We start from the raw sequence: 12,623 nt of genomic DNA on the forward strand, positions 1-12,623 counted from the left end.
CGTGGAAGGCATTTTGCGGGGCTCGGCTGGACTATGTAAAATCCTTGGCTGAGACGGTGGAACAGAGTTTTATCCGGCGGGATACGACGCATCCGACATTCTGTGGGTGTATCGATTGGCATTCCAGTGTCCATGGCGCCTACGCGTTATTAACGGCGGCGCGACTGACCGGACAACATCGTTGGGCTGAAATTGTCGATACGGCACTGACGCGTGATGGTTTGGAGGCGGAACTGGCCTCACTCCGGAACGGGGATCTCAATCATGAAGTACCCTATGGCTGTTCCTGGTTTTTGAAACTAGCCTTAGAACGGGAGCAGGGGTGGGGGAATGGAGATTTGTTACCGTTGGCGGCGGAAATTTCCACAAAGTTGGAAGAATGGATTTTTTCTCTTCCGGCTGGAGAGGTTATTTGTCATTTGAAACAGAGGGACTATGGCAATTTGTCATGGGCCTTGCTGAATTTGTGGAATTGGAGTCAATGGAAGGCTGACCACGTTTTAATCGAAAAGCTTCTTAGGTTTACACGGATGTGGGTTGTCCTTCTTGATGAGACCTTGCCTCCTTCATATGACAAGGTGACGAATGAGTTTTTTGCGGCCTCTCTGCAACGGACTAGAACCATTTTTACGATCCTTCCCCAAGAAGAATCTTGGCGATGGTTTGAGTCATTTTGTCCAGACGGCCTTTCCATGGAACCGATCCCCTCAGCCCCCACGCCACATTCCGCAGGACTCAACTTTAGCCGGGCTTGGGCATTCTGGACGCTTTTCCAATCTACTCAGAACTTGGCATTTCGTGACTTGTACGTCCATCATATTGCGACGCATATGGAGATGCCGCAGTATTGGCGGGATGACTACCGAAAACACGGGCATTGGGTGCCCCAATTCGGTATTTATGCGATTGCGTTAAGCTTGGATGAGGCGCCGATCTAAAACAGCGGTTCTTTTCTAAATAACAAGAAATCTACGGTTACAATCCACAACCAATTTTTGCCAGTGCTGATTCAGGAGAAATGAGGTTACGTTGTAATCCGAGGCTCTTGGTATCCAACCCCATGGCGAGGCCCAGCAGTTGCGGAAGATGGAGAATCGGGAGATCAATGGAAGTCTGTTCCTGGCTGGCGGCATTGGTCTGCATGCCGTCGAGGTTGAGATGGCAGAGCGGGCAGGGGGTGACCATGATATCGGCTCCGTGTGATTTGGCATCCCGCGTATGCGTGGCAACCATGGTGAGGGAGTTTTTTTCATTAATGGTCAAAATGGGAAACCCGCAGCATCGGGTTTTTCCTGGAAAATCCACAACTTCCGCCCCTAAAATTTCGATGATCCGTTCAAGAGATTTTCCCCGATCAGGGTGCCGGTCGAATTCGAGCGCATCGGTCGGCCGTTGAATATAGCATCCATAAAATGGCGCGGCACGAAGACCGGATAACGGACGGGTGATATGTTGTCGCAATGTCTCCTCGCCCACGTCTTCCAAGAGAATCCAGAGAAAATGTTTGATCGTGGTTGTTCCCCGATAGGTTAATCCTTCTTCCCGGAGCAAGCCGTTAATTTCCTGGAGGTAGTGTGGTTGAGTGGTGAGACGATGGTTGGCTTGGCTCATCACGCCCTGGCAGGTACTACAAATGGTCATGATGGGGAGGCCTTGTTGTTCCGCCAGCGCAAAGGTGCGGGCGTTCAGCGCATCGCCCAGCCGCAGGTCTTTTTCCTGCAACACACCCGCACCGGTACAGGAGGCGGTCGTCATTTCTGCGAGTTCGATTCCTAGTTTGGGATAGACCTGCATGACAGATTGATACAGTTCGGGGCATGCCCCCTTGGAGACGCAACCGGGAAAGAAGGCGTATTTCATCGCTTTCCCCCTTCTTGTTTTCTTCCTATACCGTGAAGAAAAGGTAAATGCCCGGGAATGGATGTTGTCAGTGCGGACTTCATCATTTAATCCTGACCTGTTTAAAGAGCCGTTGAATGTGTTGGATGCCCGGGATCGGACGGTGAAGCGGACCTGATGGGGGCACTTTGCCTTTGAATACCGATTGAATGACCATGGGGATCATGGCGAGTAATCTGCCAATATTTTTAAGGCCGAAGGTTCTGATCGCCAGCATAGGTTCGTCCAGAATGCCTTTATGCTTAATAATATCGGTAAAGACTTCGGCATGGCGGGAACCGCAGGTTGATGGAACTTTTTCCGCCAGACCTTTTGCCCGCAACGCCATGATTCGGTCCATCGGTCCGACCCCTTTGGGGCAGACCTGAATACATTCCATACATCGGGTGCAATCCCACATGCCGCCAGGCTGATTGAGGGAGGTTAGGCGTTGGGAAGTCGCGGCATCCCGTGGGTCGGCGACGAACCGATAGGCTTTCGCCAGGGCGGCAGGCCCGACGAAAGTTTTGTCGACCTCCAGAACTGTGCAGTCGGAGACGCAGACGCCACACATGATGCAGCTCATGACTCCGGAGAGGTGGCTCATGGACTCCGGCGAGGCGGTGTATTCGGCCGTGGGAGGCAGCCCTTGTGGTTGGAGCCACGGCTGAATCTGTCGAATCTTTGACCAGAATGGCGCCATGTCGGTGACCAGATCTTTAATGACCGGCATGTTATTCATGGGTTCAACCTGAATTGTTCCCCCTTCCGAGGCCATTGAAATCATTTTGGTTTTACATGCCAGTGTGGCGTGTCCGTTAATGCGCATGCCGCAAGATCCGCAAATGGCTCCGCGACAGGAACAACGGAGTGTTAAGGAGTCATCAATGGTTTCCCGAATTTTAATGAGCCCATCGAGGATACTGTCGGAAGGATCGATTTCCAGATCATATTCCTGATAATACGAGGAGGGGCGATCGTGTTCAGGATTAAAGCGGCGTATGCGAAGTGTGGTGTGCATCAGTGGGGGTGATTCCTTGGCTTGTGCTTCCAGTATATCTCCTTTAAGCCGTTAGGGGGTGACTTGTGGTCCGTGCCCGGTTAAAAGGACCCATAATAGGCCTTTTGACTCCATTAATAGACGCGGATTTGAGGTTGCCATTGGGTGATCCGCACCGGTAGATACTCGACTTGGGGAGGATTATCGGGCCGATGATACAGCAACACATGTTTGAGCCAGTGTTCGTCATCCCGGTCAAGAAAATCCGTCCGGAAATGGGCTCCGCGGCTTTCCTGTCTGGTGAGGGCACCAACAATAATGGCTTCTGCGCAGTCCAACATAAACCCCAGTTCCAGTGCCGCGATTAATCCGGTATTAAACACCTGCCCTTTATCCTGAATAGTGAGGTCGGGCCAACGTCTCTTGAGTGTAGTGATATGGTGAAGGGCCGTCTCCATACCTTCCTCTTCGCGAAAGACTGATACATACCGGTTCATGGTGGTGCCCATCTCCAGGCGCAATGCGGCCGCTCGTTCTCCCGGTCCTTTCCGTGACACGATGCCGGCCACCAGGTGTTTGTCTGCCTCCATGGCGCTTTCCGGAATGGTGGGAGGAGGGATCGTGTTGGCATATTCCGCGGCACATGCTCCTGCCCGTCGGCCAAACACCACGGTGTCCAACAGCGAGTTGGCCCCCAGCCGGTTGCCCCCATGTAGGCTCACGCAGGCGGTTTCTCCTGCCGCGAAGAGGCCCGGCACGCCGGCCCATTGGTCCTGGACATCCCAACATCGGCCTTCAGTATCGGTTTTGATGCCCCCCATTTGGTAATGCATGCCCGGCCGGATGGGTAACGGCTCTTCGGCTAAATCGATATTCGCAAATGTTTTGGCTTCGGCGTAGATTTGTCCCAGACGATCCTGAAGAAAGGCCCGTCCCAAATGCCGGCAGTCGAGCAGGACGCAGCCTTTGATGCCACGCCCTTCATTAATTTCAATTTGTTCCGCCCGGGAGACGACATCCCGCGAAGCCAGCTCCAGCATATTGGGCGCATAACGTTCCATGAAGCGCTCGCCCTTGCTGTTGAGAAGATAGGCCCCTTCTCCCCTGGCGGCTTCCGTAATCAAGAGGCCCTTCCCCTTTAGCGTCGTCGGGTGATATTGCACCATTTCCATATCCATTAATGGGGCCCCGGCCCGGTAGGCCACGGCCATGCCATCACCTGTACAAATCAAAGCATTGGTGCTGGGTTCGTACACCCGCCCTAAGCCGCCTGTGGCCATGATGACGGCTTTGGCTCGAAATAGCGCGAATGTTCCTGTTCGAATTTCAAAGGCCACCACGCCGGCACACCGTCCCTGGTCGTCTTTCACGAGGGAGGTCACAAACCATTCTTCATAGACGGGGATTTGAGCCTGCATAGTTTGTTCATACAGCACGTGAAGCATTGCCTGTCCGGTAAAGTCGGACACAAAAAAGGTTCGTGCGCGTTTTTGTCCACCGAATCGGCGCGTACCGAGGTGGCCTTCCTCATTGCGGTTAAAGATGACCCCCATATGTTCCAAGGTAATAATATCCTGGCCGGCTTCTTGAGCGAGAACCTCAACGGCGTCCTGGTCGCTCAGATAATCACTGCCTTTCACCGTTTCGAAGGCATGGTCTTCCCAGTGGTCCCCCCGGTCGGTCAGGGCGGCGTTAATACCGCCTTGAGCGGCATTGGAATGACTACGCACGGGATGGACTTTCGTCAGAAGAGCGACAGAAGCCCCTTGGTTATGCGCGGCAATAGCCGCCCGCATCCCGGCCAGACCGGCACCAATGACGAGCACATCATAGGAAAATGAAGAGGTCATCCTTCTCAAGTAAAGATGCGTGGCACGGGGATTCGGGCAATGATGACGTCGGCCGGGTTCGTGGCCCGACTAGGTGGATAAGGTCTCACGTGTCTCCACTGATTGATAAGTACGATGGCGTGGGCCCTCATAAATCTGGTCAGGCCGGAACAAGTGATTATCCTGATATTGTTCAAAACAGTGCGCTAACCACCCGGCCACCCTCGCCATGGCAAAGACAGGAGTAAATAAATCAGTTTCAATGCCCATCCGATGGTAAATGATGCCGGAGTAAAAATCTACGTTGGGCCGAATGCCTTTGGGGCCCACTCGTTGTTCCATTTCCTGCTCAACCGCCCTGGCAAGAGAAAATAAGGAATTGCCGTTCGGTCGGGAATCCAATTGTTGAGCAAATTCTTGTAATACGGTGGCGCGAGGGTCCTTGACCTTATAAATCCGATGTCCGAACCCCATAATTTTTTGCTTCATCGAAAATTTGTGGTCCAGATATGCAGGAATGGCCTCAATAGTTCCAATCTCCTCCAGCATGTGAATGACGGCCTCATTGGCGCCGCCATGCAACGGGCCTTCTAATGTTCCAATGGCTGAGGCGATCACTGTAAACGGATCGGCCAGGGTGGAGGCCGTCACCAGTCCGCTAAACGTCGAGGCGTTCATCGTGTGCTCGGCATGGAGAATCAAGCAGATGTCAAACATCCTGGCCATGTCCGGGGAAGGGACTTTTTCGGTGAGCATGTATAAAAAGTTTTCGGCCAAGGAAAGGTCGTCGCGTGGTTGGATCTGCTCATCACCATGGCGCAGGCGGGCAAACGCTGCGACGATGGTGGGGAGTTTGGCGATGAGGCGGACGGCGGTCCAATACCGGGTGGCGTCATCCCGGACATCCGGCACCGGATAAAACATGCCCAAGGCCGCCACGGCCGCCTGCAGGGCATCCATCGGGTGTCCGTGTTCGGGGAGGCATTTCAGGAGATCAGTAATGCGATATTTAATCCGTCGATGGTGTGTGAGATCTTCGTGAAACTGGGCCAGTTCCGTTTGAGTGGGAAGCCGGTTGAACAATAATAAAAACGCCGTTTCGGTGAAGCTGCTTCGGATCGCAAGCTCCTCAATGGGGATACCGCGATATTCCAGAATCCCCTGTACCCCATCCACATAACTGATGGTTGATTTCGCCGCAGGAACTCCTGCCAGGCCTGGTAAATAATCTTCCATGTCACCTTCTCTTTCTTAGATGTCACATCCGTACGTTTGCGAGTAATTTAGTATACCGTGCTCGTGATCTCCACCCCAACTTTCCTCGAAGATTTGCTATACTTATTCTTGGAAAATCAGGATGACCCGAAGTGTTGACTGTGAGAAAGTCGTATCTCATGAGTTCTCGTTTGGTTTAAATTTTAATTTCAAGAAAGGGGATTTGAGTATGCAGGGTGTCAAAAACTTCATGATGGTCGTGGGATTGGTGGCTCTGGTCACGGGGGGGACGGGGAGCTTGGCAGGAGCTGACTCCGGGAGTGATCACAATCCACATGGGAAGCAGCCTCATGCGGGAATGGGCTATGGTCATGACGATCATGAGGGTATGGGGCGGCATGGCGGTCTTTCAACATTGGCCATGAAGGAGCTGTTGGGACTTTCCGATGAACAGGTGAATCAGTTGCATCCGCTCGAGCTGGAGTACCGGAAGACCATGATTCAGAATGGGGCCGATTTACGGGTTGCCATGGTGGATTTGGGGATGTTCACGGATGCGAAGAAAACGGATATGGCCGCGATTGCCGCCAAGGTCGATGAAATTAGCCTGTTGCAAAAAAAGATGATGATGTATCGTGTTGAGGTTCTTCTGAAGGTCAAAGAGGTGTTGTCCCCTGAACAATATGAGCAATTCCGATCACGGCTGCGTGCGCAAATGGAGGGGATGTCCCATCATGGAGGGGAAAAACCAGAAGGAGAAGGACACCATGGCGAGTATCCGGATAAATTTCATGGCCATGATGATAAGGTTGAGAAAAACCACCCCTGAGCATAGGGGGTTCCTCTTAACGAGACTTCCTTCCGTTTCTTGCGACCTGCGAGTAAGTATTGAGGTTTGAGGTCAATGAGCATCCCGAATAAGTCATTCTTCACAAGGGTCCCTTCATCCAAGGGGAGAAGGGACCTGTGGTTTTTCCTGTATCCCCCATGCTGCATTTATCTCCCTACAGGGTTTTAGGGGAAGTTGTAGGGGATTGCCTGCACATCTTGATGTGATCCTTTTGGCACATTGCCGGAGGATGATCTCTAACCACTTGATGTTGTTCATGAAAATAATCATGTGAGGGTGGGGAATGAGCCTTGCACTATCTATTTTAATATATGAGTAGTGCAACACGATAAAGTACCTCGTCGCATTTATTTGTTGTGGAGGGAGGTTGTCATGAAATCCTTTACTAAATTGAGTGTCTTATTATTCGTGATGGGCTTCCAGGGAGTTATGCCGGGTTTTGCCATGGAGGGGGAACCCTTGGCTCAAACACCTGAGGTTCAACAGGAAATACAGACGAATTCTCCGACAACGACGTCACGGTATATGAATGTTGAAGGGAAGCTTCAGGCCATCCAGGGAGATATGTTTATCATCGAAGGGGCATCAGCCGAACAACAGGTTAAAATCCAGGTGGGGAAAGATACTGCGTTCCCCAATGGGGAAAAAGAAATCGGGCAACCCATTAATGCCCTGGTTTCGGCTCAGGATGGACATGCGTTGATTATTCAATGACAGGCGGCTCGGTATTTCGCTGCCTTGGACTGAGGTATGAGGTCGAATGTTATAGGAAGAGAGCATCGGGGAGGAATGTAAGGATTCTCCACGATGCTATGAATGCGGGAAGGGTGAACATTTCAGAATTATTCACTTTGTCACTTGGGGGAGTCACAGTGTGTGGTTCGAAGTGTTCGTCCTTCCGCTAATTTTACGTTGATAGGTGCATGCTAACAAATTATTGGAGAGAAGGCCAATGATGAAATGTGAAACGTGCTATCAAGAGTATACGGCTTTTGATTTCGTCACCTTGCGGAACCTTTGCGAACATGTGTATTTGGATTCCCTTGCCCAGAAGCAGAATCCCTCTTTATTCAAGTCAGACAAGCCTGTTTCCCCGTTGAACATACACCAACCGGTCTGACCAGGGCTGCCAGCCCTGCAGATCGAATGGCTTGGGACATAAGAGAGTATGGGTTTTAGGGGCAGGACCGTCCGTGTGTTTGTTCTTCGGCGTGGTATGAACTCCGAACAAGCGGGCCCGATTCCACATGCTGAAATCCTAAGGCCATTCCTTCTTTTTTGAATTCCTCGAACTCCTCTGGCGTATAGTATCGCGAAACCGCCGCATGCTGAAGAGTCGGCTGAAGGTATTGGCCGATGGTCAGAATGTCACAGCCTACTTCTCGAAGATCACGCATCACCTGCAAAATTTCATCGTTTGATTCCCCTAACCCTGCCATTAGTCCGGATTTTGTTCGTCCCCCCATGGTTTTGGCCCATTGAAGAACATTGAGCGATCGCTGGTATTTCCCCTGTGGTCGAATTGAGGGGAATAGGCGAGGGACGCTCTCAATATTATGGTTCAAAATATCCGGCTTGGCCTGCATCACTCTTTCCAGATCAGTCTGCTTGCCCTGAAAATCAGGGATCAACACTTCGACGGTGCATGCCGGATTTTCATGTCGGATTCGTTGAATGGTCTCCGCAAACAGTGCGGCCCCTCCATCGGGGAGATCGTCACGATTGACCGAGGTGACCACTGCATGCCGGAGTTTTAGGAGTTTGACGGCATCCGCCACCCGCTGAGGCTCTTCCCGGTCCACTGCAGACGGGCGTCCCGTGGTCACCGAGCAGTAATGGCAACGCCTGGTGCAAATATCTCCAAGAATGAGAAACGTGGCCGTCCGATTATTCCAACATTCCCATATATTCGGGCATCGTGCTTCTTCACAAATGGTATGCAGGTGATGGGTATCCATCAGTTGACGGATTTCCTGGTAATGGGGTCCCGGCCGGAAACGGACTTTGAACCAGGAGGGAAGGTTTCTTCTTCGTGAGGGCTTTGCGGAAGAAGAGACGTGAGTAATTTCTGAAGTAGGGATAAATGTCATGAGCGCCTTCGAGTCTATCGTAAGCGATGATTGTCTCCGGAGGTGGCCTTGAGTGGGAGACGCACCAAACAGCAATGTCCTATTCTAACACGTGGGTATAGGGATGCCTACTTTCTCGAAAAGATTTGCTAGAGCCTAAATGAGCGTGGGGAGCCTTGTAAGCTATGAGAGCTGGAGTTAGCGAAAGGATAACAGATGGGCCGCCTGGTCAGACTGTCATGCGGGCTCATCAATCATGGGAGAGAAATGGTTGGCCCAATCAATGGCTTCCACATAAAATTCTCGAATCGTGCCAGGAGAGAGTTGGAGTGTTTTGAGTTGCAACCACTCGCCTTTCTCGTAGGCTTTTACGCTGCTCAACGCCGCTCCCATTGCTCCCTTCTCCAGGATTAAGGCTTCAAGAATGTCGTCCGGGAGCGGAAGGGTGCCGACCAGTTTTTCCATGGAAGATCCGTACAAGGCTTCCAGGACCGAAAGAAGGCCCATGGTGAAATACTTTTCTGGAGTATCGGCGCCAAGTTGCTGTCCTAATCTCTCACACATTTTCGCTCGCACCAGGGCGATCACCAGCATTTCCATGGGCTGGTCTTTCCCGGTGGCCATCACAATGAGGGAGGCCCAGGTACGAATCCGGTCGATGCCGACCATACAGGCGGCTTGCTCAATGGACTCCACGCGCCTGGGAAGTCCGACAGAGGCCGAATTTACATATCGGAGAATCTTGTAGCTCAAGGACAGATCGTTTCTGATAAATTCGACCAGACATTCAAAGGAAATATTCTGGTCCTGAATTTTCCCTAATAATTCCAGGAGAGCTATACGGTTTCCAGGAATTTCACGCCCGCGAATAATATCAGGGCGATAAAAGAAGAACCCTTGAAAATAGAACATCCCAAGTTGTTTGCAGGCCTCGAAGGTCTCTCGTGTTTCAACTTTTTCGGCGAGAAGGCGTGCGCGGTAATCTTGGAGCTGTCGCGTCTCGTGTCGTAATTGTTCGGAGGTTTTTCCTAAGACATCGATTTTCACAATATCGGCTAATTCCAGAAACGGTCGAAAGCGATCATGGAACACAAAATCATCCAAGGCAATGGTATAGCCTTGCTGAGAGAGGGAGGCGATGGCTTCAATGACTCGTTGGGTGGGTTCCACCGTCTCCAATATTTCCAAGACCACGCGGTGTTTCGGGAGAGCCTCACAATGTCTGTCTAATAAAAATTGGTTGGGAATATTCAAAAAAGCCAGGTGGGTTCCCACCACATGTTCCAGGCCAATATCGAGGTAGGTATTTAAGAGGACCTGGGCTGTGGCGATTTCTTCATTATGGATAATTGCTGAGTCGGATTCACAGTTTCGATATAACACCTCATAGCCAATGGTCTTCAGATTCGGGCCTAAAATTGGCTGGCGACCGACGAAGATATTCCCGAAATTGGCAATGCCGGTGTTCATGGCTAGAGGCGAAGATTAGGAGCTGTGATGTGTATAGCGAAGGAGAGCATGTCTGTGGTGATACCGATTATTCTCATTTGCGATTTCCACGCTGCTAGGGGTCTCCTGTCAATATTGTCGGCATTTCACAGGAAAGAATTGAGAAATCTTACAAATGCATCCAAGTCCAGGAAAGAAAGTGGAAGGAGGCTGGTCGGACTTGGAACAACTCATTTGTGTGAGCCGCGTGGTCAAGGATCCGAGGATTTTCCGTTCGTTCAGGTTGTTGAACCTATGATGTTCCAGGCATTTTTCGTCAGGTGTTTGCGAATCTCTGAAAGGTTACAACAGGATGTGGTGTCGGAGAGAAGGGGAGTCGATTACGAGAGAATCTTCGAATTTTTCGGCGAGGTGGTTTATGCCTTACCTGAAGGGCCTCCTACATGGAGCATCGGAGCCAGGGCCTCAACCCTGATAGGTCGGCTAAAGAAATAACCCTGGTAATGGTCGCATTTCAGGGTAGTGAGAAGATCGAGTTGCTCCTGATTTTCCACCCCTTCCGCGACGACGGTCAGGGAAAACTCATGCGCCAAATAAATCATGGCGGAGACCAAGGCCCTGGCTTCAGGGTTATGGGTAATATCAATCAGAAAGGAGCGGTCGATCTTTAACTCATGAATGGGAAAACGTTTCAAATAACTAAGAGAGGAGTAGCCTGTCCCGAAGTCATCCATAGAGATCTTTGGCCCCAAGGCCATCAGGTGGTTCAAGGTCTCCACAGCCTGCTCAGCGTTTCCCATTAACAGGCTTTCCGTCAGCTCGAGTGTCAAATGCTTTGCATCGACCCCCTTGCTCTCTAGGGTCTCCCTCACCAAATGCACTAGATAGCCGTCATTGAATTGTTTCGCCGAGACATTCACCGCGACCTGAATCCATATTCCCTCGGCCTGCCAGCGCGCCAGTTGTGCACAGGCTTCTTTGAGCACCCATTCACCCAAAGGGATGATCAGGCCGGTCTCCTCGGCTAAGGGAATGAATTGATCCGGAAATATGAGCGTGCCGTCCGGCTTCTGCCATCGAACCAGCGCTTCGACTCCGATGATCTGCCCGCTCTTCACCTCAACCTTCGGCTGATAATACAACAGCAGTTGGTCTCCCTCGATGGCATGGCGCAAGTCTGCCTCCATTCGCAGGCGTTCCAGGCTCTGAGAATTCAATTCGCTCGAATAAAAATTGAAACCTCCCTTCCCATGAAAGTTGGCCTGGGCGCTCGCCCCAACGGCGCATTGGATGAGGGTGGTCAAATCTTCGGCATCGGCAGGAAAACTTGCAATACCGATACTTGGAAAAATGTAGACCTCGGTTCCATTGGCATTGAATGGAGATTCCATGACCTTCAGAATACGAGATGCTAACTTCGTCGCATGTTCGGCATGAGCCATCGTCGGACACAATAACGAGAATTCATCCCCATCCACGCGAAACAGGCTATCCAATTCACTCGAATCAGGTATTCCTCGCCCGAACACATCCGATCGGCGCATGCATGAACTCATTCGCTCCGCGATCTGCGTGATGAGCTGATCTGAGATTTCCGGGCCGAAGGTATTGGAGAGCCTCTTAAACTGATTGAGTGTGATATGCAACAACACCAGGTTTTCGTGATGGCGTTCCGCTCGCTGTATAAACCATGCCAATCGGTCAAGAAACAAACTCCGGTTCGGCAATTTCGTCAAGGCATCGTAGTAGGCAAGTTGGTTCTGATAGGCGCGGGCAGCGAGGGTGTTGCGAACCCGGAGTTTCAATTCACTGGGATCGACCGGCTTGGACAGAAAATCTGTGGCACCCCGGTCGAGGGCCTGAAGTTTAGTCTCTGCGTCGGAAGAAGAAGTCAGGATAATAACAGGAAGATGTTTCAGCTTGGGATGGTTCCTCACCTGCTGCAGGATTTCGAATCCTGGGACGTTCGGCATCATCAGATCAAGCAACAGAATATCCGGTCGATGCTCTTCAATGAGTTCCATGGCCAGGGAGGAATCCTCCACGAGCACAAAGTGCTGATAATCAGCATCCTCTAGATAGGCGCGCATAATCTCCATCGTCGTCGCCTCATCGTCGACCATCATGATCGTGGCCTGAGTCAGCGAGGTTTCATCGCACCCCAATTCCTTGAGAACGGGTTTAGCCAAAAGTAACCCGTCGCTATTTTCTGATTGGAGTATTCTCTGATCTGCCTGTTCTGTTTCCATGTCGCGATAATTTCAAATCTTGAAATGTCGGTATCCCAGGGTCAGTCCAAGGCGCTTCTTAGGCTTGTTTACAGGTTTTTCGGT

Annotated in this window: 10 protein-coding genes; 3 read left to right on the plus strand and 7 right to left on the minus strand. The window is 51.3% G+C overall.

Going from position 1 to position 12,623, the window contains the following annotated elements:
- A partial coding sequence (locus AAH187_RS06120) for a DUF2891 family protein (RefSeq protein ID WP_342347555.1) occupies positions 1–938 on the plus strand: 938 nt, incomplete at its 5' end.
- 37 nt (positions 939–975) lie between these two features.
- On the opposite strand, the gene AAH187_RS06125 is transcribed toward AAH187_RS06120, so the two are convergent.
- The 4 genes from AAH187_RS06125 to AAH187_RS06140 form a co-directional block, all read right to left on the minus strand.
- Positions 976–1,860, minus strand: coding sequence for a CoB--CoM heterodisulfide reductase iron-sulfur subunit B family protein (locus AAH187_RS06125; RefSeq protein ID WP_342347556.1), 885 nt, complete (start codon positions 1,858–1,860; stop codon positions 976–978).
- A gap of 82 nt (positions 1,861–1,942) precedes the next feature.
- Entirely contained in the window at positions 1,943–2,899 is a 957-nt protein-coding gene (gene sdhB, locus AAH187_RS06130) for a succinate dehydrogenase iron-sulfur subunit (RefSeq protein WP_342347557.1), read from the minus strand.
- A 113-nt stretch (positions 2,900–3,012) separates the two neighbouring features.
- Positions 3,013–4,728 carry an FAD-binding protein gene (locus AAH187_RS06135; RefSeq protein ID WP_342347558.1) on the minus strand — a complete coding sequence of 572 codons (1,716 nt, stop codon included), beginning with the start codon at positions 4,726–4,728 and terminating at the stop codon, positions 3,013–3,015.
- A 69-nt stretch (positions 4,729–4,797) separates the two neighbouring features.
- Positions 4,798–5,943, minus strand: coding sequence for a citrate synthase (locus AAH187_RS06140; protein WP_342347559.1), 1,146 nt, complete (start codon positions 5,941–5,943; stop codon positions 4,798–4,800).
- 121 nt (positions 5,944–6,064) lie between these two features.
- On the opposite strand from AAH187_RS06140, the gene AAH187_RS06145 reads away from it, so the two are divergent.
- Together AAH187_RS06145 and AAH187_RS06150 are read left to right on the plus strand one after the other, a co-directional pair.
- Positions 6,065–6,751, plus strand: a complete 687-nt coding sequence (locus tag AAH187_RS06145; RefSeq protein WP_342347560.1) for a Spy/CpxP family protein refolding chaperone — start codon at positions 6,065–6,067, stop codon at positions 6,749–6,751.
- 393 nt (positions 6,752–7,144) lie between these two features.
- Positions 7,145–7,486 (plus strand): hypothetical protein, encoded by a 342-nt coding sequence (locus tag AAH187_RS06150; RefSeq protein ID WP_342347561.1) that lies wholly within the window; start codon positions 7,145–7,147, stop codon positions 7,484–7,486.
- 461 nt (positions 7,487–7,947) lie between these two features.
- Here AAH187_RS06150 and lipA read toward each other — a convergent pair whose 3' ends face one another.
- The 3 genes from lipA to AAH187_RS06165 all read right to left on the minus strand — a co-directional run bounded on the left by lipA (position 7,948) and on the right by AAH187_RS06165 (position 12,539).
- The gene (lipA, locus tag AAH187_RS06155; RefSeq protein ID WP_342347562.1) at positions 7,948–8,862 is read right to left on the minus strand and encodes a lipoyl synthase; all 915 of its coding nucleotides are present in this window, start codon (positions 8,860–8,862) and stop codon (positions 7,948–7,950) included.
- A gap of 216 nt (positions 8,863–9,078) precedes the next feature.
- Positions 9,079–10,311 (minus strand): HDOD domain-containing protein, encoded by a 1,233-nt coding sequence (locus AAH187_RS06160; protein ID WP_342347563.1) that lies wholly within the window; start codon positions 10,309–10,311, stop codon positions 9,079–9,081.
- Positions 10,312–10,706: 395 nt separating this feature from the next.
- Entirely contained in the window at positions 10,707–12,539 is a 1,833-nt protein-coding gene (locus tag AAH187_RS06165; protein WP_342347564.1) for an EAL domain-containing protein, read from the minus strand.
- Between the last annotated feature and the right edge of the window lie 84 nt (positions 12,540–12,623).

Source organism: uncultured Nitrospira sp., from assembly GCA_902500695.1.
In the GTDB taxonomy this organism is placed as follows: Bacteria; Nitrospirota; Nitrospiria; order Nitrospirales; family UBA8639; genus Nitrospira_E.